The 22872-nt window shown below is 61.1% G+C and carries 18 protein-coding genes and 1 pseudogene; 7 read left to right on the top strand and 12 right to left on the bottom strand.

Going from position 1 to position 22872, the window contains the following annotated elements; genetic code table 11:
• Positions 1–223: pseudogene (locus tag BZK31_RS23105) on the bottom strand (hypothetical protein); the annotation flags it as partial.
• A gap of 207 nt (positions 224–430) precedes the next feature.
• Between BZK31_RS23105 and creD the strand changes: the two are divergent.
• Entirely contained in the window at positions 431–1807 is a 1377-nt protein-coding gene (gene creD / locus BZK31_RS23100) for a cell envelope integrity protein CreD (RefSeq protein ID WP_083185616.1), read from the top strand.
• A 104-nt stretch (positions 1808–1911) separates the two neighbouring features.
• Here creD and BZK31_RS23095 read toward each other — a convergent pair whose 3' ends face one another.
• From BZK31_RS23095 to BZK31_RS23065, 7 genes are all read right to left on the bottom strand, one after another.
• The gene (locus tag BZK31_RS23095) at positions 1912–2541 is read right to left on the bottom strand and encodes a glutathione S-transferase family protein (protein ID WP_167378089.1); all 630 of its coding nucleotides are present in this window, start codon (positions 2539–2541) and stop codon (positions 1912–1914) included.
• 160 nt (positions 2542–2701) lie between these two features.
• Entirely contained in the window at positions 2702–2884 is a 183-nt protein-coding gene (locus BZK31_RS23090; protein ID WP_083185615.1) for a hypothetical protein, read from the bottom strand.
• Positions 2881–4014: a PepSY-associated TM helix domain-containing protein gene (locus BZK31_RS23085; protein ID WP_083185614.1), complete on the bottom strand. Its 1134-nt coding sequence runs from the start codon at positions 4012–4014 to the stop codon at positions 2881–2883. Before BZK31_RS23085 ends, BZK31_RS23090 begins: the two co-directional genes overlap by 4 nt.
• Before the next feature lie 99 nt (positions 4015–4113).
• Entirely contained in the window at positions 4114–5097 is a 984-nt protein-coding gene (locus BZK31_RS23080) for a FecR domain-containing protein (protein WP_083185613.1), read from the bottom strand.
• The gene (locus BZK31_RS23075; protein WP_083185612.1) at positions 5094–5612 is read right to left on the bottom strand and encodes an RNA polymerase sigma factor; all 519 of its coding nucleotides are present in this window, start codon (positions 5610–5612) and stop codon (positions 5094–5096) included. The genes BZK31_RS23080 and BZK31_RS23075 overlap by 4 nt, the downstream gene beginning before the upstream one ends.
• Positions 5613–5840: 228 nt before the next feature.
• On the bottom strand, positions 5841–6554 hold the full coding sequence (locus BZK31_RS23070) for a 3'-5' exonuclease (protein WP_083185611.1): 714 nt from the start codon (positions 6552–6554) through the stop codon (positions 5841–5843).
• A gap of 13 nt (positions 6555–6567) precedes the next feature.
• Positions 6568–8502 carry a DUF294 nucleotidyltransferase-like domain-containing protein gene (locus tag BZK31_RS23065; protein ID WP_083185618.1) on the bottom strand — a complete coding sequence of 645 codons (1935 nt, stop codon included), beginning with the start codon at positions 8500–8502 and terminating at the stop codon, positions 6568–6570.
• A 231-nt stretch (positions 8503–8733) separates the two neighbouring features.
• On the opposite strand from BZK31_RS23065, the gene BZK31_RS23060 reads away from it, so the two are divergent.
• Positions 8734–9180 (top strand): response regulator, encoded by a 447-nt coding sequence (locus BZK31_RS23060; RefSeq protein WP_083185610.1) that lies wholly within the window; start codon positions 8734–8736, stop codon positions 9178–9180.
• Between the two features lie 170 nt (positions 9181–9350).
• Here BZK31_RS23060 and BZK31_RS23055 read toward each other — a convergent pair whose 3' ends face one another.
• Together BZK31_RS23055 and BZK31_RS23050 are read right to left on the bottom strand one after the other, a co-directional pair.
• Positions 9351–13112: a type III effector gene (locus BZK31_RS23055; RefSeq protein ID WP_083185617.1), complete on the bottom strand. Its 3762-nt coding sequence runs from the start codon at positions 13110–13112 to the stop codon at positions 9351–9353.
• Between the two features lie 746 nt (positions 13113–13858).
• Entirely contained in the window at positions 13859–16036 is a 2178-nt protein-coding gene (locus BZK31_RS23050) for a malate synthase G (protein ID WP_083185609.1), read from the bottom strand.
• A 311-nt stretch (positions 16037–16347) separates the two neighbouring features.
• Here BZK31_RS23050 and BZK31_RS23045 point away from each other — a divergent pair, with 311 nt between their 5' ends.
• Positions 16348–16866 (top strand): glycine cleavage system transcriptional repressor, encoded by a 519-nt coding sequence (locus BZK31_RS23045; RefSeq protein ID WP_083185608.1) that lies wholly within the window; start codon positions 16348–16350, stop codon positions 16864–16866.
• Positions 16867–17088: 222 nt separating this feature from the next.
• On the opposite strand, the gene rarD is transcribed toward BZK31_RS23045, so the two are convergent.
• Together rarD and BZK31_RS23035 are read right to left on the bottom strand one after the other, a co-directional pair.
• Positions 17089–17976, bottom strand: a complete 888-nt coding sequence (gene rarD, locus BZK31_RS23040) for an EamA family transporter RarD (protein ID WP_083185607.1) — start codon at positions 17974–17976, stop codon at positions 17089–17091.
• Positions 17977–18165: 189 nt separating this feature from the next.
• A complete protein-coding gene (locus BZK31_RS23035; RefSeq protein WP_083185606.1) occupies positions 18166–19140 on the bottom strand; it encodes a serine/threonine protein kinase in 975 nt (324 codons plus the stop codon).
• Between the two features lie 196 nt (positions 19141–19336).
• Between BZK31_RS23035 and BZK31_RS23030 the strand changes: the two genes are divergently transcribed.
• From BZK31_RS23030 to BZK31_RS23015, 4 genes are all read left to right on the top strand, one after another.
• On the top strand, positions 19337–20356 hold the full coding sequence (locus tag BZK31_RS23030) for a substrate-binding domain-containing protein (RefSeq protein WP_083185605.1): 1020 nt from the start codon (positions 19337–19339) through the stop codon (positions 20354–20356).
• Positions 20340–21341, top strand: a complete 1002-nt coding sequence (locus BZK31_RS23025) for an ABC transporter substrate-binding protein (protein ID WP_083185604.1) — start codon at positions 20340–20342, stop codon at positions 21339–21341. The genes BZK31_RS23030 and BZK31_RS23025 overlap by 17 nt, the downstream gene beginning before the upstream one ends.
• The gene (locus tag BZK31_RS23020; RefSeq protein WP_083185603.1) at positions 21341–22210 is read left to right on the top strand and encodes an ABC transporter permease; all 870 of its coding nucleotides are present in this window, start codon (positions 21341–21343) and stop codon (positions 22208–22210) included. Before BZK31_RS23025 ends, BZK31_RS23020 begins: the two co-directional genes overlap by 1 nt.
• The coding region (locus tag BZK31_RS23015; RefSeq protein WP_083185602.1) for an ABC transporter permease at positions 22207–22872 on the top strand (666 nt) is incomplete at its 3' end. The genes BZK31_RS23020 and BZK31_RS23015, both read left to right, overlap by 4 nt.

Here is a 22872-nt window from a genome sequence, read left to right as displayed (position 1 = left end):
GGCAGACAGGCTCCACGTGTTCAACGTTCTGGTTTTTCTGCGCCAACAAATGCTCTTCGGTTTGCAGCAGCGACCTTTTGACATGCCCCTGAATGTGGGTGGTCAGACGATTTTTCCGGTAGAAAAAGCGCACGTTGGCCTCACCCTCGACCGAGTGGTTTGCCAGGCGATCCAGAGCGTCGTAGCGGTAAATGCAGCGTGAAACCGGTATATCGCGTGTCATGGTTCATCCCTGTACTCATGAGCGATCGAGACCAATCTACCTCCGACGGTGCATGTTTCGCAGCTGTCAGAAATAAGAGGCAGGATGACGTGAGGCGCTCAACAGTCTACGCAGGTATCACCGCCACCACGCAATCTCCACACAACCCACATCCTGTCTCCACATGCCCATTCCAGACTTTCCCCAACGAAAAACAGGGAGAGCCCCATGAACCGAAATCTGGCTGTTAAACTGGGCACCATTGCACTGCTGATCATTCTGTTGCTGATTCCGCTGCTGATGATCGGCAGTCTGATCACGGACCGACAAGTGCAGCGCGACGGGGTGCTGGACGATATCGCACGCAGTTCAAGCTTCCGTCAGCGGCTGACCGGTCCGCTCATTGTCGTACCCTATCGCAAGAACGTACGTCTCTGGAAAACCAACGCCCAGACCGACGAGCGTTATGTTGAAACCGCCCAGCAGCGTGGGCATCTGTATTTCCTGCCGGAGCGTTTCGAGCTTGATGGCAAGGTGCAGACCGAGTTGCGTTCACGGGGTATCTACGAGGCGCGTCTCTATCATGCCGATAACCGCATCAGTGGCCAGTTCGTGCTGCCCGAAAAGCTCGGCGTAACGGATGACTTCGCTGATTACAGTTTTGAAAGGCCTTATCTGGCGATCGGCATCAGCGATATTCGCGGCATCGAAAGTTCGCCGAAACTGCAGATGAACGGTCAGGCGCTGGACCTGCTGCCGGGTTCACGTGTCGAGTGGCTGGGCGAGGGCGTGAGCGCCGACCTGCCCGGGCTGGATGGTCGCGAGCCGATCACGCTGGCGTTCGCATTCGATCTGCGTTTGCAGGGCACCGGTCAGTTCGAGGTGACGCCAGTGGGCAAGTCCAGCAGCGTACAGTTGAGCGCCGACTGGCCGCATCCCGGTTTCATCGGCAACTACCTGCCGACAACGCGCACCATCACCGATCAGGGTTTCAATGCCACGTGGCAGGCTTCGTTTTTTTCCACCAACCTGCAGGACGCGCTCAGCCGCTGTCTGAACGCGAAGTCGTGTGAGGATTTCAAGGGTCGCAGCTTTGGCGTGAGCTTTGTCGATCCGGTGGATCAGTACCTCAAGAGTGATCGGGCGATCAAATATGCCTTGCTGTTCGTCGCGCTGACTTTTGCCGGATTCTTCCTTTTCGAAGTGCTGAAAAGTATGGCCGTGCACCCGGTCCAATATGCGCTGGTGGGTGCTGCGCTGGCGTTGTTCTATCTGATGTTGCTGTCGCTGTCCGAACACTTGGGCTTTGCCACGGCTTATCTGCTGTCGGCCAGCGCCTGCGTAGGCCTGATCGGTTTCTATGTATCCCATGTGCTGCGCAGTGTGCGTCACGGCCTCGGGTTTGCGGCGGGGCTAAGCGGGTTGTATGGGTTGCTTTATGGTCTGCTCAGCGCCGAGGATTACGCGCTGCTGATGGGCGCGCTACTGCTGTTCGGCTTGTTGAGCGTGTTCATGGTGCTGACCCGCAAGCTTGACTGGTACAGCCTTGCGGTCAGCCGCCCGCCGCGGATGCTCGATGCCAGCCCGGAGACGCATCATGAGTAAGTGGCTCGGATTGCGAGAGGATCAGGCGCATGCACGCCGCTTGATCGCACTCATCATTCATTCGTTGCCTGCTCCACCACGCACTGGAGTTCGATCCCGCAGCGTCAGGCGGGCGGTTGAGTCGCCAGCATCGAAGGCCGCTGGCTGACTTCCAGGTACCAGTTCGCCAGCCGTGGGTAGGCACCGCGCCAGCGCAGGTCAGGCTGGCGGAAGTCAAGATAACCCAGGGCCGCTGCGACGCCGATGGACGCTACATCGAACGCCGAACTGAGTTCGGTGATGGCGTCCTGTTCGAAATAGCTGAGCATGCGTTCGATCTTCGCCTGCTGATTGTCCAGCCACAGATCCCAGTGCTTTTCGGCAGGGCGCAAGGCGGTTTCATAGCGGATCAGGATGGCCGCGTCGAGCAGCGCATCGGCCAGCGATGCAAGGGTCAGCCGCCTCCAGCGCGCCGAGCCTTCACGCGGGATCAGTGGATTACCCACATGCTGGTGATCCAGATAGTCGAGGATGACCCGGCTGTCATGGATCACATTGCCGTCAGCCAGACGCAGGGCCGGGAGCTTGCCTGCCGGGTTGTCATCGTTGAGTTCGGTAGACGGATTGACCGGAGTCAGCACTGTGGCATGCAACTGCACGCGGTCGAGCTGACCGGTTTCATGCAGCATCACCACAACCTTGCGGGCGAAAGGGGAAGCCGCGTTGAAATACAACGTCATCGTGGGCGCAGACATGGGTGTTCCTCGACTGAGACAGGCCCATAGACTAGTCAGCGAGTGACAGGTGTGCAATCGGCAGGCAGGTTTGAACCTCGCATGGCGCGCCGGCCCCTTCACGAGCAAGCTCGTTCCCACCGGTCATCCGCGATCCCTGTCGCTCAGAACGCTTTGAGTGTCAGCGACCATGCACCAGCATGCCCTTGATGCTCAGGCCTGCGGCCGTTGCCATTCCCAGCCACGCCAGGGTGTCCCACCAGCCATCACCCAGCAGCGCGGCGAACAGACCGGCACCGGTCAGCACGGCGATGCCGGTCGGGATGGCGAAGGTTTTCCAGAATCGTGACGGTTTGTCCCTCATGGCGCCACCTGCGCCTGACCCATGCCCACGGTGCGGGCAGCGCGTCGCCTGACCCACCAAAGGTACACGCCGCTGCCGAGCACGATGATGGTCAGCACATCCAGTGCGGCCCAGAGGATCTTCATCGGCATGCCGCCGTAGTCGCCGAAATGCAGCGGTTGCGACATGCCCAGTGCGTCCATGTACCACGGACGCTCGACCACGGCCGTGACCTGCAGCGTCTGCGCGTCGATCAGCACCGGTGTTGCCAGATGCGCGGTCAGGTGCGTGTTGCCCTTGAGGAACACCGCGTAGTGGTGCTCGCTGGAGAACCGCGTGCCGGGGAACGCGATAAAGTCCGCCTGCATGCCGGGCGCGGCGGATTCGGCGATTTCCAGCAACCGTGTGGCCGGGGCTCGTTGTGTCAGCGGCGGCGCGTCACGGTACGGCGCGATCATGGTCGCCAGCGCGTCATTGCGCCAGGAGGCAATCAACAGGTCGGCGCAGGCGCTGATCACGCCCGTGACGCCGACCACCAGCGCCCACGTCAGGGTCACGACGCCGATCAGGTTATGCAGATCCAGCCAGCGCGTGCGCGTGGACTTGTTCGCGCGCACGGTGCCGAACTCCAGTTTGCGCATGAACGGCGAATACAGAACGGTCCCGGACACAATCGCCACCACGAACAGCAGGCCCATGAACGCCAGCAGCAGTTTGCCGGGCAGTTCGGCATACATGTCCACATGCAGGCGCAACATGACCATCATGAAACCGCCATTGGCCGAGGGCATTTCCAGCGCTTCGCCGGTGCGTGCATCCAGCGCGAAGGTGTGTGACGAGTTCGGCTCTGTCCCGGCGGTTGCCGCAGTGATGGCCATTACGCCGTTGGGGTCTTCATCGTCCCAGCCGAAATACTGCATCACTTCGCCGGGACGATGCGCTTCGGCCGCCTTGGCCAGTTGTTCCAGATTCAGGTGCGGGGTATCGGCGGGCAGCTCTTTGTAATGCGGTGCGTCGCCCAGCAAGTGATCGATCTCGTGATGGAAGATCAGCGGCAGGCCGGTGATCGCCAGCATCAACAGGAACAGTGTGCAGATCAGGCTGCTCCAGGTATGGACGACAGACCAGCGACGCACGGTTTGGCTTTTCATGGGGTATCCACAGACGAAGGGGTATGGCGTATCAAGGCTAAGCCGGATGAGATTCGAAAAGTGTCAGGGCGCGCCAGCAACCTGTTGCACCGCTGTGTTTCAGCGTTTTGCGGGCGCGGCGTCATCCTTGGGCAAGACTGTGACCCACCAGGGCGTATGCTGCTTGATCTGCACCGGCAATGCAGGCTGCAGGGCCTTGAGCGCGAGGTCGGTATCGGCCAGCGGAAAACTGCCGGTGATACGCAAGTCCGCGACCTTATGATCGACGCCCAGATGGCCCGGACGATAACGGTCCAGCTCCGCCAGCATGTCTTCCAGACGCACGTTGTCGACCACCAGCATGCCGCGTGTCCAGGCATCCGCGCCCATCGGCAGGGCAAGCAGCGGACCCAGACCATCATGGGTCAGCCGGATCTGCTGGCCTTCGCGCAGCACCTGTTCCTGGGGCGTGTCGCGAGCGCTCGCGGCTACCGCCGATTGCAGGACGCTGAGCAGTGTTCCGCCGGCGTCACGCTTGACCAGAAAGCGCGTACCGAGTGCGCGCATGCTGCCGTCGGGCGTTTCCACAATGAAGGGGCGCGGGTCCTCGTGATCGCCGGTCTGCACCAGTATTTCGCCGTCCTGCAGAATGACGCGGCGCTGGTTTGCGTCGAAACGCACGTCAATGGCGCTGTGGGTGTTGAGGCGGATCAGGGTGTTGTCCGCCAGACGCACATCCCGCTGTTCGCCGGTCGCGGTGCGTTGATCGGCGAGCCAGTAGTCCAGCGCGAGGTAACGGTCAGCCATGAACAGCGTCAGGCCGCAAGCCAGCAGTACGCCGGCCAGACCACTTCCCAGCTTGCGCAGGTTGCGCCGCAGGGCACCGGGCGACTGCTGCAAGGCCTTGCGCGCCGGGCCCGATGGCACCGTGAAGCGTTGATTGAGCATGCCCAACTGGTTCCAGGCGCGAGCGTGCTCCTCGTCGGCTGCCAGCCAGCGGGCGAATTCGGCGCGCACGGCATCGCTACCGCTGGCAGCGTCCAGATTCAATTGCCACTCGATGGCGGCATCCAGCACGAGGGCCGATACCGGGCGGGTCTTCATGTCGGCTCGCCGTACAGCGCTACATAGCACTGGCGCATGGCCTTGGCCAGATACTGCCTGACGCGCGATACCGACACGCCCAGCCGTTCGGCAATTTCGCCGTGACTGAGCCCGTCCAGACGGTTGTAGAGAAACGCCGCCCGCGCCTTGCCCGGCAGACTGGCGAGCAGACGATCGATGGTTTTCAGGTCTTCAAGGATCAGCAACTGATCTTCGGGCGAAGGGTGTTCGGCTTCCGGCACCCGCATCAGTTCGCTGAGGTAGGCCTGTTCCAGTGCCGCTCGGCGGAAATGATCGAACATCAGGCCCTTGGCAACGGTTGCCAGAAAGGCACGCGGCTCTCGGGGCAATTGCAGTTCGTCACGGCCCAGCAAACGCACGAACGTGTCCTGACTCAGATCCTGAGCGCGCTGCGGACAGGTGACATTGCGCCGCAGCCAGGCCAGCAGCCAGCCGCGATGATCGCGATACAACGCACCAACGATCTCGCTATGAGTGCTTGGGACTGACGACACGAACGGCCTCGATGAGAAGAATCTGACTAAAGAGAATCATTCGCGATTGTGGCAGAGCACGGGAATAGTGGCAATTGGCGTCTGTCGGGTGAACGTTTCGGGGTGCTCTTGATGATTGTTCCTGGTGGAAGAAGCCTGAGACGCCTGTCCAGAGCGCCGGCACGATCAGGGCCCGGAAGCCGAACGCGCAATATGGAAGCATTCACCGGGCAACGAGCGACTCGCTGATCAAAACGAATGCGGCTGCTTGCGTCTGCGCCATTGTCCCAGGCATTCCTCCAGCCGCACCGGGCTGTCGATCTGCTGGCGGCGGGCGTGGCTGAACAGAATCAGCGCCAGTTCGGCGGTGACCAGCGCATCGGCGCTGGCGTTGTGGCGTTCCTCGGCATGCAGGCCGAAAAAACGCGTCCAGTCGTCCAGCCCTGCATGGCGCAGGTTGGCCTGCTCACACAGCATCGGGGCGATTTCCGCGACATCGAAAAACGGATGCAGCAGGCGATAGCCAAGGCTGTCTTTCAAGGCGCGAGACAGCATGTGCTGGTCGAACGGGGCGTGAAACCCCAACACCGGGCTGTCACCCAGAAATTCCATGAAGTCCAGCAGTGCTTCCACCGGTTCGCTGCCGGCCGCGATGGCACTGGGCGCCAGACCGTGAATCAGCACGGCGGGGCTGACCTTGTGATCAATCCGCAACAAGGTACGTTCAAACTGCTGACCCAGGTCGATGGCACCGTCCTCGATCACCACGGCACCGATGGACAGTACCTGATCGCGGTTCATATTCAGCCCGCTGGTTTCCAGATCCAGCACCACCCAACGCTGCTGGCGCAACGGTTTATCGCTGAGCCTCGCACAAGTCGGCAGTGCCTTGAGCCGCTGCAGATGATGGCTTTCCAGTGGAGTCTTCTTGGGGCGCGGCCGCAGCCATTCGAACAGGTTCATAGTGTGCCGATAGTCACAGTTGGTAGCGCAAGGTCAGACTGGTCTGCAAACGCTGCGCCTGACGAAAGGATTCACGCAGGATGCGCCGGTCCAGATGGTTCAGCGTGTCCGGATCGATCCGGTTGGAGTACGCAAGGTTCTGGCGGCTCTGCAATTGATGCTGCTGCATACGCGTCTGCTGGATGAAGTGGTACGCCTCTTCGTAGGCAGCACCGTCCAGCGGATCGATGACCTCGCGCTCGACCAGTTGCCGCAGCCGTTCAAGGGTGTTGTTGACGCCGATGCCGTTGGCCAGTGCCAGCAGGCGTGCACCGTCCACAAAGGGCGTAAGGCCTTCGGTCTTGAGGTCCAGCGTGTCTTTTTCGCTGCCCTTGCGAGCAAGCACGAAGTCCTTGAAACGACCCACCGGCGGACGCTGGCGCAGCGCGTTCTCGGCCATCATGCGCTGGAACAGGCGGTTATCCGCGACCTGATCGAGAATGCCACGGCGCAGTTGTTCGCCACCGCTCTCATCGCCCCACACCACACGCAGGTCGAAATAAATGCTCGAGGCCAGCAGGTTTTCCGGCGTGGCTTCACGAATGAAGGCCGCGAAGCGCCGGGACCATTCGACCCGCGACAGGCACAGCTCCGGGTTGCTGGCCATGATATTGCCTTTGCACAACGTGAATCCGCACTGCGCCAGACTCTGGTTGATGCGCTCGGCAATCGGCAGCAGCAAGCCGCGAATGCGGTCGGCGTCTGCGGCATCGACTGCTTCGAACAGAATGCCGTTGTCCTGATCGGTGTGCAGCGTCTGCTCGCGTCGGCCTTCGCTGCCGAAGCACAGCCAGCTGAAAGGCACGCCAGGGTCGCCTTTTTCTTCCAGTGTCAGCTCGATGACCCGGCAGACGGTGTGGTCGTTGAGCAAGGTAATGATCTGGGTGATCTGGGTCGAAGACGCGCCGTGCGCCAGCATGCGGTCCACCAACTGGATAATATCGCCGCGCAGCCCCGTTAGCGCTTCGATGCGCGGCGCGTTACGTATAGTGCGCGCCAGGTGCACCAGATCGACGCGTTGCAGGGAAAACAGATCCCGCTCAGACACCACGCCGCACAGGCGTCCATCCCGGACCAGGCACACATGGGCGATATGCCGCCCGGTCATGGCGATGGCCGCATCGAATGCGCTGGCGTCCGGGCTCAGGTGAAACGGGGTCGGGCTCATGCTGTGGCGGATGTGCGCACCGAAATCGGTGCCCACATCGGCGACCGCTTCGCGCAGATCGCGCAGGGTGAAAATACCCAGCGGGGCCTGGCGCTCATCGACGATTACGATGCTGCCAACCTGCTGCTCGTGCATCAGCTTTACGGCTTCACGCATCGGCATTTCAGGGCCGCACATCACCGGATGACGCATCGCCAGTTCGCCCAGCCGGGTATTCAGCGAGTATTGCGTGCCGAGGGTTTCAGCGGCGCGCTGTTGAACCTGTTGATTGACCTGATCCAGCAGGCTGCTGACCCCGCGCAAGGCGAAGTCGCGGAAGGTGGTGGATAATGCGAACAGCTTGATGAACGCCTGCTTGTTCAACTGCAGACAGAACGTGTCTTCGGCGGCCAGATGCTCGGTGCGGGTGGCACGTTCGCCCAGCAGAGCGGCCAGTGGAAAGCATTCGCCGGTGGTGATTTCGAAGGTCGTTTCAGTACCGCCTTTGGCAGAGTGCGGACGTTCGCCTACCACTCGACCCTGTTTGACGATATAAAAGTGCTCTACTGGCCCATCGCCGGGCTTGATGATGCTCTCATCGGCAGCGTAAAACCGGAGCTGGCACTGTTCAACGAGGTACGCCAGATGGGCGTTTTCCATCTGGTTGAAAGGCGGGAATCGTTGCAGGAACTGCATGGTGCCGTGGATGTTCTGCAGCACGGCCGTCTTGCCTGCCTGGGCGAAAGCGTCTGCCTTACTCATGAGCTGTTCCGCGTTTTTGTTATTGGTGCTCATGGTCGGCCGCTTGCAGCACAGTGCCCATTGGACGTAAGTCTTACGCCTGCGCTGAACGCAAGGGCTAACCTTGATGCCGAAGAATTGATTGGCGAACGCACTGGAGCGCGAACGATCATTGGCCAGGAAGCCGACGAAATGCATTGCAGATCTATCGGTATCTGCTGTCGGATGAGTTCAGGGAATGATGAGATTGCGATGATTGACCATGACATATTGAGCGACGAAGAGCGCAATGCCCTCAGTGAGGTCATGCTGGAGCCCAACCGGGACGCGCCGCAACGCGTGCTGATCGTCGATGACGACAACGACGCGCGTGAGCTGCTGGCCGAAATTCTGAGTCTCAACGACATCAGTTGCATGACCGCTGCCGACGTCGAAACCGCGATGTCGCTGATCGAGACCCGCGAGTCCATCGGTCTGCTGATCACCGACCTGCGAATGGCGCCTTCTGATGGCCTGGACCTGATCCGTCAGGTCCGCGAATCGGATCGTGCCGAATTGCCCATCATCATCGTGTCCGGTGATGCCAACGTGCGTGACGCCATCGATGCCATGCACCTGAGCGTCCTGGATTTTCTGCTCAAGCCGCTTAACACCAAGCAGTTGGTGAAGCTGGTGAAGCGAGAATTGGGCATCAGCTGATTCGTCATCATCGAGCTGGACTGAAGCTTTGTCCTGTCAATGCTGCATGTCGCTGAAGACGGTACGGAGCCTGATGAACACGTCCCCGCGCCGCGAGGCGCAGGAACGAGAGCCGATCGACAGGCTTATAAGCCGTCTTCCACGGTACCGGCCGTAACCGGGTTCGGGCATCAAGGCGGCGGAAACTGCGCCGCTGTGCGCTGGCCGTCGACATTGGACAGCTTCTGCCAGCGCAACAGGTTGCGCCAACCCGTCACGGTCGAATCCCTGGCCCGTTCACGCACGATCAGTACCAGCGGTCGCCAAGTCTCTTGCGTCAGCAGAATATCGTCGATGGCGCGCTGGGCAGCTTGCGCTGCTTGCAGGTCGCCCCGTCGCACCGCCAACGCCTGAATGCCGCGATACCCGTCTATTTCCGCTCCCGCCCGGCCCTTCATGGAGTAATTGACGTTGTACTGGCAATAATTGCTCGTTTTGCCCAGATGTTTGATTTCTGCCTCGAACGCATCGAGCAGCACCGCGGCGCGCAGGCGATTGTCTGACGTGTTTTTGTTTCCGCTGTCGTCCGGCTCCAGCGTCTCGATACAGCGCAGCAACCATATGTCACGGTTCGTGGTGATTTCGCTCAGCATGTCTTGAGGCGTGGAGTAGTGTCGGTCAAGGTCCGCGTCCTGCTTGTCGCCTATCAGGAACGGCGATATTTCGTTTTTTTCCAGCGCCCAGCCCAGGTCCCGGGACATGCCCAGTTGCAGGCCCAGTCCTTGCCCTTGGACGCCATAGTCGGCCCCTTTCTTTGCCGGCGTGGCTGAACTGGCAATCGGTGCGAAATTCAGGTTGGCGGTAACGCCTGCGCGTTGCTGGGCGGTGTCTCCCTTGGCACCGACGACACTGATATAACCGCCGGTTTCCTTGCGCTTCTCTTTGATGCGGTCGGCCTCGATGTACACCGAAGGTTCCAGCGTCAGGGTCTGGGATGCGTCGCTGGCACCGTCCTTGAAACGCACGGCCGGAGCACGCAGCGCCACACGTGCCGCCAGGTTGCGGGTGCTGGTGGTTGCGTCGATCTGGCTGATGGACACCTGTGGGTTGCGCGCCAGTATCGCCTCCAGAGGGCCGCTATAGCGCGGGCCTCGTTGCGGGTCGATGATGTCCCAACGAACCATGCTGTCCAGCGCGTTCAGCATGTTGCCGCGCATCTCGTCGTCCTTGTGACGGGTCCGGAAAAAGCGCATCAGGGTCGAACTGGTTTGGGTTTCCTGAGCCGTTACGCGTCCTGTGAGCGCGGCCTGGATCGCTACGCCGTCGGCGACTGCGGCCCCGACCGCGACACCGACGGTCGCTTCGGCGGCATCGGTTCGCGCTTTGCCGAAGGACATCTCCATCCCCAGAATGGGCATGAACAACTGAGCGAAGGCTTCGTCGCTGCGGGATTTTTCGGCGGAAAAAATGGGTGAGACAAGCGGCGATATCAGGCCGTAAGGCAAGGACGGCAGACCGACACCCAGCGTGCCACCACCGCCCAGCCGCAAACGATCACGCAGACGGCTTTCAAGAATGAATGGCTTGAAAAAGGTGACGATGTCGCTTTTTTCGCTCAAGTGTCGGGCTTTCAACAGTTTGATCGCCGCGCTCATGTCGTCCTCGAGCAGCTCTTCAGCGGACTGAGCGGGCTGCAGCGACGGCGGCAGGATCCCACGCAAATGTTCGTCGACCCTGTTGAGCGCTTCGTAGACTGACAGTTTGCCTTTGGCCAGTTCCGCATAGAGCGGCGGCAGCTCGACATGCACGTTTTTTTGCAGGCCACTGACTGCACGCTTGCCGGTCGCGTCCGGTTTATCCCACATTTGTGACAGCCGTTGCTGGTGGACTCTGGCCTTCATCAGACTGTGCATCGACTTGCCGTCGCGCTTTTCAAACGTGACCTGTGACAAGTGTTTGCCCTTCTTTTCCAGCGCTTTCAAGTGATCGAGCAGGGCGTGGGCTGCCGATAGCTCATTCTGCAGTTCCGGTGCGCCACGGCCGTTCTTCAGCGCTTCTTCCAACTGACTCATGCGCCGTGAAATGACCTGATCGACCTGCTGCCTGGGCGACTGCAAGCCCATGCTTTCTCCCACCGAATAGGCGCGGTCCAGCGTCGATCTGGCAAAGGGTGTCTTGTTCAGGGTCGGTATGAGGCGGCGCGGCAATGAACCTTTCGCAGGTGCAGTGGCTTGCGGGGTTCGTGGGGCGTTGGCCGCTACTGCGCGCATGACCCATTCCGTTGTCGCTTTCTTCAGACGTTGGTCATGTTGTGCGTAAGGCGTGCCGGGGGCATTGCTGAGGTAGCCGTTGCGCACCGCATTGAAGGCCGCGTGCGCACGGTCGTCGAATGCCTTGTCATCAGCCGCCAAGGTGTGGCGCGCTACGTCCTTGGCGCTTTGCAGCCACGCTTTTACCTTGTCGTCCGGTTCTCTTCGCTGCGCTTCATCGGCGTTCCAGAATGCTCGTAACGGCGTGGCCCGGTCGGCGGTTATCGGTGTTGCGCCGTCGCGGGACAGCACATGAAGAATTTCCATGCCACGCGGCACGTTCGCCAGCGTTCGACAGAGCTCAAGCGTGTCCTGCTGGACGCTGTGGTTGTGCGCGCTGCGGGTTCTGACCGATTTCGACAGGTCCTCGGCGACGTCTGCCCAGTGTTCCAGAGGATGCCTGTTCAGCAGGTCGAGCACACGGTCGGCGCGCATGGCGTCGTTGCCGGTCAACTCTGCCAGCGCCGAGGTCACGACCTCGATCACCGCAAAATCCGGAAGAGGTGTTGGCGCAGGCGTGCCTTGCAGACGATCAGCAATGCGCTGCAGAGCGGGTTGCAGGTCTTGCGTGCCTGACGAGGCAAAGGCGTGCGCTTCGCTGATCTGACTGGCGAGGTACTGAGCGCGGACGTTCTTCAGCGCGACCCTGTCGATGCGGGCTTCGGCTTCCCCCTCGGCGGGCTCTGTCGGCTGAGCCGATGCTGGCAGTTTGTGCTGCAATGCGCTGAGTGTAGAGCGTTCGCCACTGACGACGGCCAGGCGAGTGTAAAGCTCGCCTATCTCGTCATTCAGGCGAGCACAGTCGACATCGACACGTACCAGCCGCCTGGCCAGTGCTTGGTGTGTCTGCATGGCCTGGGAACGCTCTTCCAGGGCCTGTTCGATCTCCGTGTCCAGCCTGCTGGCGTCGGCTGAGCCCTCCGGTGTTTCCCTGCGTTGGGCACGCAAGCCTGAAAGGTGACTGTTGGCCAGCGCTGCTGCGCGTTCGGCGACCGTCATGTCGTGGTCGAGGGCAATCAACTCGCGGGTTTCGGCCACCTTGAGTTCAATTTCGATAGCGATGGCAGCGTGTCGGTCGGCGAAACGGACATCCACCGCCTGCATACGTGTGCGCAACTCATTCAGCCAGTCTCGGGAGAAACCGGCCTTCTGTTCGAGCTGGTCCTGCCCGTCACTCAGCGCGTTCAGATGTAAGACATCCGTGCCCTGGATCAGCTCACGAAGTTGCTGGCTGGCCAGACGCGTAGTGTTATCGGCCTGTCGAGCCCGGGCTTGCGCCTGACTCAGTCGTTCGGCCGACGCAGGCGGGGTGGCCTGTTCGAGCGAGGCAAGGTGTTCGCGTGTTGCAAGCAACGCGTGAGTCGCCGTGGCGAGCACCTTGCTCTGGTGATCCAGTCGGGTGCTCAGCGCTTCAACGGCATTTGCGATGTCTTGTGGGCTTTGTGACGGGTTCGGCGTTTTGGCAGTGCTGTCCGCCTTGATCACGTTGCGCACTGACGCCGGTTTCAGCCACGGAAAGACTTTGGTGGTGATACGTCGGGCAGTCGAAGGCGAAGGGCGTTCCCAGACGGATGTCGGTACGGCCTTCAGACTGGTCATTGCCGACTCGGCCAGTCTTTGTAGCGTGTGAGCCTCTTCCAGCAATGGATCGTGATCCTGCGCGTCGAGCGCTTGTTTCGGATCGTTCGCAATGCCGCTGCGCAAAGGACGGTTGATCGTGCGGCCCGTGCCAGGAATGCCGAGACTGTAGTTGGTCTGGCGTTCAGACAGCTTGCCGGCCAGCCGCGTTTTCAAACCATGCGCGTGCTGAGCACCGGGTGCTGATCGGGGGGCTGCGGGGTTGGCGACAGGGTCAGGCTGAGGCGGTTTTGCCGGAGGTGGTGTCGGTTGCGAGGTTGATTCCGTTTCCACAGGGGCAGGCGTGTTAATGACAGGTGTATTGATTCTCAAGGTCATGAGCAGGCTCCATCGGCTCAGGTATCAAGTTCGACAGTTCAATACAGGTGGTGGTGGTAATCGAGACTGCGCAGCGGGTCATGCGTGAAACGTGTTTGAAGAGTGGATCGCCATAGCGCCAGGGGCGTTACAGGCAGACATTCTTCAGGATGCCAGGGCGGCACGGGGAGGCGTGTTTGCTCGGGATATTACGGTACTGACTCGCAGGGTGTTCCTTTGGTGGTCAGTCATTCACTCAGATGCCTGAAACCTCCTCGATCACATGGAGGGCGGTTTTCGGACCTGTGAGGGTGAGTGGTCAGTGCGTGGGTCCGGTTCCGTCTCGAGTCGAAAACGGTAGTGTTGCCTGAAGAGTCGGCATGAAACGCAGCCTCTGCTTCGCCTTCTTCCCGAAGCGGCAGCATGCCGCCGCTCCGGTCAGATGGTGGTAAAACCTACTGGGCGTTGCGGGCCTTGAACTCGCGACGACGACGGTGCAGCACCGGCTCGGTGTAACCGTTTGGCTGGCGCGTGCCTTCGATCACCAGTTCAACCGCCGCCTGAAAGGCGATATTGCTGTCGAAGTCCGGTGCCAAGGGGCGATACAGCGCGTCGCCCGCGTTTTGGCGATCCACCACGGGGGCCATGCGCTTTAGGCTTTCCAGCAGTTGAGCTTCGGTGACCACGCCGTGACGCAGCCAGTTGGCCATGTGCTGGCTGGAGATGCGCAGGGTTGCGCGGTCTTCCATCAGGCCGATGTCGTTGATGTCCGGCACTTTCGAGCAACCGACACCCTGATCGATCCAGCGCACCACGTAACCCAGAATGCCCTGAGCGTTGTTGTCCAGTTCGTTCTGGATCTCTTCGGGCGTCCAGTCAGTGCTCGGGGCCAGCGGAATGGTCAGGATATCGTCGACCGATGCGGGCTCGCGCCGGGCCAGTTCCGCCTGACGGCCGAATACATCGACCTTGTGATAGTGCAGCGCATGCAACGCGGCTGCCGTCGGTGAAGGCACCCACGCCGTGTTGGCGCCCGCCATCGGATGAGCGATTTTCTGTTCCAGCATGGCGGCCATAAGATCCGGCATGGCCCACATGCCCTTGCCGATCTGTGCCTTGCCTTGCAGGCCGCACTGCAAGCCGATATCGACGTTGGAGTTCTCGTAGGCGGCGATCCATTTCTCGGCCTTCATCTGCGCCTTGCGCACTACCGGGCCCGCTTCCATCGACGTATGGATTTCGTCGCCGGTGCGGTCCAGGAAGCCGGTGTTGATGAACACCACGCGCTCGCTCGCCGCCTGGATACAGGCCTTGAGGTTGACCGTGGTGCGGCGTTCCTCGTCCATGATCCCGACTTTCAGTGTATTGCGCGGCAGCCCCAACACCTGCTCGACACGGCCGAACAGCTCATTAGTGAACGCTGCTTCTTCAGGACCGTGCATCTTTGGTTTTACGATGTACACCGAGCCGCGACGGCTGTTGCTGCGCGTGGTGTTGCCGTTGAGGTTATGGATCGCCGCGAGGCTGGTCAGCAGGCCGTCGAGAATGCCTTCCGGCACTTCGTTGCCCTGCTTGTCCAGAATCGCATCGATGGTCATCAGGTGGCCGACGTTACGAATGAACAGCAGCGAGCGACCGTGCAGCGTCACTTCGCCGCCTTCGGGCGTGGTGTAGACGCGGTCCGGGTTCATGACGCGGGTGAAGGTCTCGCCGCCCTTGGTCACCGACTCGGCCAGATCACCTTTCATCAGGCCCAGCCAGTTGCGGTATACGAGCACCTTGTCGTCTGCATCCACGGCGGCAATGGAGTCTTCGCAGTCCATGATGGTGGTCAGCGCCGCTTCCATGAGGACGTCTTTGATGCCTGCGGGATCGGTCTGGCCAACCGGGCTGGAGGCATCGATCTGGATTTCGAAATGCAGGCCGTTGTGTTCGAGCAGCACGGCAATGGGAGCCGAGGCATCGCCCTGAAAACCGATCAGTTGCGTGTCGTTTCGCAGCCCGGTGTTACTGCCACCTTTGAGGCTGATGACCAGCTTGCCGTCGATCAGCTTGTAGGCGGTCGAATCGACATGTGAGCCGGCTGCCAGAGGCGCGGCCTGGTCGAGGAAGGCACGAGCGAAGGCGATGACCTTGTCGCCGCGAACCTTGTTGTAGCCTTTGCCCTTTTCCGCACCGCCCGCTTCGCTAATGGCATCGGTGCCGTACAGCGCGTCGTACAGCGAGCCCCAGCGTGCGTTCGACGCATTGAGCGCGAAGCGTGCGTTCATCACCGGCACGACCAGTTGCGGGCCGGCCATGGTGGCAATTTCTTCATCGACGTTTTGCGTCGTGATCTGGAAGTCCGCCGCTTCTGGCAGCAGGTAGCCGATTTCCTGAAGGAATGCTTTGTAAGCCGAGGCGTCGTGGGCCTGTCCGGCATGGGACTGGTGCCAGGCATCGATGCTTGCCTGCAAGTCGTCACGTTTTTTGAGCAGCTCCCTGTTTTTGGGGGCGAGTTCGTGGATCAGCTGGTCCGCGCCAGCCCAGAATGCAGCACCATCGAGGGCGGTTCCGGGAAGGGCTTCGTTCTGCACGAAGTCGAACAGGACCTTGGCAACCCGCAGGTCACCGACTTGAACGTACTCAGTCATTGCACTTGCCTCACTCTGCTCAGCAGGGTCGAGCTCACTCAAGGAGCGCTCTGTCATTGGTTTTGGTGTTATGTAGTGCGCGCCGCGAAATACTACATGAGCGCCGTCATTGTGAAAACGCTGGCGAATATGTCATTAAAACGACTGGATTCTCTTATTCGGTCACGCTTTGCGCCGCCTGTACTCAAAAAGCGGTGCAGATTGTTCCACAGGACGTGTCAGACGGTACACGATTTGCCGTGCAAGGTCCGCTGCGCAACCTTGCCTATACTCATTCAACCCTTGCCGTATGAACAAGAGAGGAATTGCCCGTGGATCATCTCGTTGTAACGCTGGTCGCTCCTGATAAACCGGGGCTGGTCGAACGCATCGCCCAATGCATCGCCGAACACGGCGGCAACTGGCTGGAGAGCCGCATGTCGCGCATGGCCGGGCAGTTCGCAGGCATTCTGAAAGTGGGCGTGGAGCCTGAAAAATATGATGATTTGATTGCGGCGTTGAACGCACTGTCGGCCCACGGCATTCGCATGCAGCTGGCCGAGAGCGTGGTCGAGACCGCAGGCGAGACCCGCCCGATCAGCATGGAGCTGGTCGGCAACGACCGCGCCGGGATCGTGCGCGACATCACCCGCCTGCTGGCCGAGCAGGGCGTCAACGTCGAACGGCTGATCACCGACGTCTCGCCTGCGCCGATGAGCAGCGAACTGCTGTTCCACGCCGAAGCGTTGCTGGGCGTGCCGGTGAGTCTGCCGCTGGATGATTTGCAGGCACAGCTGGAAACGCTGGCCGATGATTTGATGGTGGAATTGGTGTTCAAGTCGCAGGGTTGATCTGCCCCAGGCTTATCCCCGCTTATCCTGCACCTGCCTGTGGATAGGCTGGGGGAATCGGGCTGCGCGCCATGACTGGCGTGGCTCGGCGAGAGTTGATCAAAAAACCAGCAGTTTCAACGGCTTGTGCACAAATAACGTGAGCCTGCCTGTGGATAACCTTTGGAGAACCCCGTGCAGACCATATGAACCGTGGCTTGCATGGGGTTGTACGTTTTTTGATCAGGCGCGACGGCGCAGGCTCATCCAGGCGTCAATGCTGTAAATCGCCAGCCCTGCCCAGATGCAAGCGAAGGTGACGATGGTGCTGGCGCTCATGTGTTCGTCGTACAGCAGCACCGCCAGCAACAGCACCAGCGTGGGGGCCAGATACTGCAGAAAGCCCAGTGTGGTGTAAGGCAGATGACGGGCCGCAGCGTTGAAACACACCAGCGGCACCAGCGTTACCGGACCTGCCGCTGCCAGCCAGATCGCTTGGGAGGTGGTCCAGAACTCAGGTTGTGCGCTGAGCGCCATCGGGTTGAGCAATAGCCAGATCAGCGCCAGCGGCACCAGCATCCAGGTTTCCACGACCAGGCCGGGCAGGGCGGCGACCGGGGCTTTCTTGCGGATCAGGCCGTAGAAGCCGAAGGTCAGCGGCAACGCGAGAGACACCCAAGGCAGATTGCCCACTTGCCAGACCTGCTGCGCGACACCGGCTGCGGCGAAACCGACCGCCAGCCATTGCAGACGCCGCAACCGCTCACTCAGCAGCACCATGCCGAGCAGCACGTTGACCAGCGGGTTGATGTAGTAACCGAGACTGGCCTCGACCATGCGTCCATTGTTCACCGCCCAGACATAGACGATCCAGTTCGCCGCGATCAGCGTGCCGCTCAGGGCCAGCACCGCCAGCCGCTTCGGGTTGTCGCGCAATTCGCGCCACCAGCCGGGGTGCTTCCAGAACATCAGCACGATCGAGCCGAACAGCGCCGACCACAGCACCCGGTGGATGATGATCTCGATGGCCGGTACGGCAGCGATGGCTTTGAAGTAGATGGGGAACAGGCCCCAGATGGTGTAAGCACTCAAACCGAGGATGTATCCGCGGCGCGGATTGGCAGCTTGCATGGGTCGTCCCTTAAGAGCAGGTTTTTACAGTGTTGTTTTAATCATGGGCATGCGCCGTGTGGGCATGCCGCCCGGGACGCTGAGCGTCCCGATGGATCTGATGATTCGAGTGTTTCTTCGTGGGAACCTGAACGCGCAGCATCCTTAAAGGCGTTACCTGGTGGCGCGTGGGAACGACCGATAACGGGTTCAGAACAGCTTCAGTGGCTCCTCATTGAGGGCCGACATCTGCTCGCGAAGCGCCAGAATGTGATCGCCCCAATACCGCTCGGTGCCGAACCAGGGAAAGCTGTGCGGGAATGCCGGGTCATCCCAGCGTCGCGCCAGCCATGCGCTGTAATGCATCAGGCGCAGGGCGCGCAGCGGTTCGATCAGCGCCAGTTCACGCGGGTCGAAATCGTGGAATTCGTTGTAGCCGTCCATCAACTCGGACAACTGACCAAGGCGCTCCTGGCGATCACCGGCGAGCATCATCCAGATGTCCTGCACCGCAGGCCCCATCCGGCAATCGTCCAGATCCACGATATGGAACACGTCGTCGCGGCACATCATGTTGCCGGGATGGCAGTCGCCGTGCATGCGGATATTGGTGTGCGGCGTGGCGGCGTAGACATCTTCGACGCGCTTGAGCAGGTCGCGGGCGACGGATTCATAGGCTGGCAGCAGGCTGCGCGGAATGCGGTCGTTTTCCAGCAGGAAGTTGACCGAGTCATGGCCGAAGTTCTTCACGGCCAGCGCTTCGCGATGAGCGAACGGTTTGGTCGAGCCGACGCCATGAATGCGCCCCAGCAACTGGCCCAGCCGGTACAACTGGTCGAGATTGCCGGGCTCGGGCGCGCGTCCGCCGCGGCGCGGAAACAGCGTGAAGCGAAAGCCCGCGTGTTCGAAGAGCGTTTCCCCGTTGTGCACCATGGGCGCCACGACCGGCACTTCGACGGTGGTCAACTCGTGGGTGAAGCTGTGTTCTTCGAGGATCGCGTCGTTGGTCCAGCGCTGCGGGCGGTAAAATTTGGCGATCAGCGGCTGGCCGTCTTCGATGCCGACCTGATACACCCGGTTTTCGTAACTGTTAAGCGCCAGAATGCGCGCGTCACTGAGAAAACCGATGCTTTCGACGGCATCTAGCACGAGGTCGGGCGTGAGTGTTGCGAACGGATGAGCCATGACTACTCCTGCGCGCAGCAGGTTGCCGCGTCGAACCGCTGATGGTAACGCAGACCGGTCACGGTTCGCTAAACACCTGCGGTTTAATCTATGCAAACGCACTGATTGTCACTGAACAGTCATCGGCCGTTCTCGGTTCGGCAATGTTGGGCCCTTAAAGTCGCGGCCAATGAGATCGATCTCAAAGGGGGCGACGATGACGGATTTGAAAGCGGTTGCGCGGTTGGCGGGGGTATCCCGGGCCACCGCTGCACGAGCCTTTGCAACGCCTGACGTGGTGCGATCCGAGACCCGCGACAAAGTATTTGTCGCAGCCCGTGAGCTGGGCTTTCGGCCGAATCGCCTGGGACGCCAGTTGCGCCTGCAAATGACCAACCTGATCGGGGTGGTCGTCCCCAATCTTCACAATCCGATATTTGCCGAACAATTCCAGGCGATGGAAAGCGCGGCACGCCAGCGCGGTTACAACTTGCTGCTGGTCACCACCGATTACGCCATCGAGCGCGAAAGCGATGTGGTCGAAGAGCTGTTGCGCCAACGGGTCGACGGGCTGGTGCTGACGGTGACCGACGCGGAGCACAATCAGGTGCTGGAAGGGCTGGTCAATGAAGACACGCCTTTCGTGCTCGCCTACCACCAGACCGACAACCCCGATTACAGCGCCGTCTCGGTGGATAACCGGGCAGGCATGGCCCAGGCAACCCGTCATCTGATCGCGTCGGGGCATCGGCGCATCGCGATGGTGGCAGGTCCGGCCATGCAGTCCGACCGCGCCCGTCTGCGTTACGCCGGGTATTGCGATGCCATGATCGAGCACACCCTCAAGGCACTGCCGGTGCTTGAAATGCCGGCTCACACCGCCGCCGACTTTGCAGCGATCGAGCCCCTGTTGCGCTCGCCGCAGGCGCCTTCTGCGCTGGTGTGCTCCAACGACCTGCTGGCCATCAGCCTGATTGCCGAATTACGCCGCAACGGCCTGGACGTGCCTGGCCGCATATCCGTCATGGGTTTCGATGGCATCGCCCTTGGCACCCAGATGCATCCGACGTTGTGCACCGTCGTCCAGCCCATCGCCGAGCTGGCCTACACCCTCATTGACCAGTTGCTGGCGCAGATCGCCGGGTCTGCGCCGGTTTCCCATTGTCTGCCGTGCCATATCCGGCCCGGTGAAAGTATTCAGTCCTACCAGGAGACGCTTCATGCTCAGCTTCAGTAAAACCCTCGCGGCGCTGTTGTTGTGCGGCGCGGCCAGCCTTGCCCAGGCGGCCGAAACCGCCATTTGCTACAACTGCCCGCCGGAGTGGGCGGACTGGGGCTCGCAGCTCAAGGCGATTGCCGACAGCACGGGCGTGCAGGTGCCACTGGACAACAAGAACTCCGGGCAGGCGCTGGCGCAGATCGTCGCCGAGCAGGCCGCACCGGTCGCCGACGTGGTGTATTACGGCGTGACGTTCGGCTTGCAGGCGCAGAAAGCCGGGGTGGTCGATACCTACAAACCCAAGCATTGGGACGATATCCCTGCTGGTTTGAAAGATCCGGCCGGGCACTGGTTCGCCATTCACTCAGGCACCTTGGGCATCATGGTCAACGTCGATGCACTGGGCGGCCTGCCGGTGCCGCAGAGCTGGGCGGATCTGCTCAAGCCCGAGTACAAGGGCATGGTCGGCTACCTCGATCCTTCGAGCGCTTTTGTCGGCTACGTCTCGGCCGTGGCGATCAACCAGGCCATGGGCGGCACGCTGGACAACTTCGCGCCTGCCATCGACTACTTCCAGAAATTGGCAAAAAACTCGCCCATCGTGCCCAAGCAAACGGCTTACGCCCGCGTGCTGTCCGGTGAACTGCCGATTCTGGTCGACTACGACTTCAACGCCTACCGGGCTCGCTACAAGGACAAGGCCAATGTGGCCTTCGTGATCCCCAAGGAAGGTACCATCGGCGTGCCGTACGTCATGAGCCTGGTGGCAAAGGCGCCGCATCGCGCCAATGCCGAGAAGGTCCTGGATTTCGTCCTGTCCGACGAAGGTCAGGCGCTGTGGGCCAAGGCGTATCTGCGTCCGGTGCGCTCGACGATGCCGGCCGATGTAGCTGCGCAGTTTCTGCCTGACAGCGATTACGCCCGGGCCGGTGTGGTGGATTACCAGCACATGGCCGCGGTGCAGGAAGCGTTCGCGGCCCGTTACCTGCGTGAGGTCAAGTAATGGCAACCTCGCTGGAGCAAGCCGTGGCCCTGCGTTCGAGCGCACTTTTCAGGCTGCGCCTGCGCCCGACCGCCGCCGTGGCGCTGGCCCCGGCGATGGCGGTACTGCTCGCGTTCTGGCTGTTGCCGCTCACGCATCTGATCATCCTCGGTGCGCAAGGCAACGACGTCGATGGCAGCGGTTACTGGCAGGTGCTGAGCAGCGCTCAATACATGGGCAGTCTGGCGCAGACCTGTGTGCTGGCGGCGGTGGTGACATTGGCAGCGTTACTGGTCGGCGGCATCAGCGGGGTGTTTCTGGCGCGCAATAGCTTCTTCGGACGCTCTGCGCTGGTGGCGTTGCTGACGTTTCCCCTGGCATTCCCCGGCGTGGTGGTCGGTTTTCTGGTGATTCTGCTTGCCGGCCGACAAGGCATCTTCGCCGCGCTCGGTCTGGAGCTGGCAGGCGAGCGATGGGTTTTTGCCTATTCGCTGACCGGCCTGTTCATCGGCTATCTGTATTTCTCCATCCCGCGGGTGATTCTGACCGTGATGGCCGCCTGCGAAAGTCTTGACCGCAGTCTGGAAGAAGTCGCGCACTCGCTGGGTGCCGGACACTGGCGCGTGGTGTGCGACGTGATCGTGCCGGGTCTGATGCCTGCGCTGGTGTCCTGCGGTGCGATCTGCTTTGCGACTTCGATGGGCGCGTTCGGCACGGCGTTCACCTTGGGCACGCGTTTGAACGTCACGCCGGTGGCGATCTACAACGTGTTCACCAATTACGCCAATTTCACGGTGGCCGCTGCGTTGTCGGTGATTCTCGGTCTGGTGACCTGGACGGTGCTGTTGCTGGCGCGTCGTCTGGTCAGAAACTCGGGGATCGCCCTGTGAAACGTTCGCCTCTGTTTGCCGCGCAATTGCTGTTCACTCTGCTGGTCTGCGCGTTCATGCTGGTGCCGGTGGTGCTGTCGCTGCTGGCCGGCCTGACCCGCAATTATTTTCAAGGTCTGTCGAGCGGGCTGACGTTCGACTGGCTGATACAGGTCTGGCAGGCCTATTCGCCCACCGTCTGGCTGTCGCTGCAATTGGCCGTGGCGTGTGCGCTGTGCGTCTGCGTGATCGGCGTGCCAGCCGCTTATGCGCTGGTGCGCATGAATAACCGGTTCAGCCGTGCCTTTGAAGAGTTGATGGTCCTCCCGGTGGCCATGCCGGGTCTGGCCAGTGCCTTGGCGCTGCTGCTGACCTACGGGCAATTCGGCAGCTTTCGCGGCAGTTGGCTGTTCATTCTGGTCGGGCATGTGCTGTTCACGCTGCCGTTTCTGGTGCGGCCGGTGATGGCCGTCATGCAGCGCCAACACTTGCCGGTGCTCGAAGAGGCTGCAGCGAGTCTGGGTGCCGGGCCGATCAAGCGCTTCTTTAGCGTGGTGGTGCCCAACTGCCGGGCCGGGATTCTGGCTGGCGTGCTGATGGTGGTGACCCTGTCGCTGGGTGAATTCAACCTGACCTGGATGCTGCACACGCCCATGACCAAAACCCTGCCGGTCGGTCTGGCC

The organism is Pseudomonas floridensis (assembly GCF_002087235.1).
GTDB classification, from domain to species: domain Bacteria; phylum Pseudomonadota; class Gammaproteobacteria; order Pseudomonadales; family Pseudomonadaceae; genus Aquipseudomonas; species Aquipseudomonas floridensis.
Note: the sequence above shows the minus strand (reverse complement) of the source record. Positions and strands in the feature narration are given on the sequence as shown.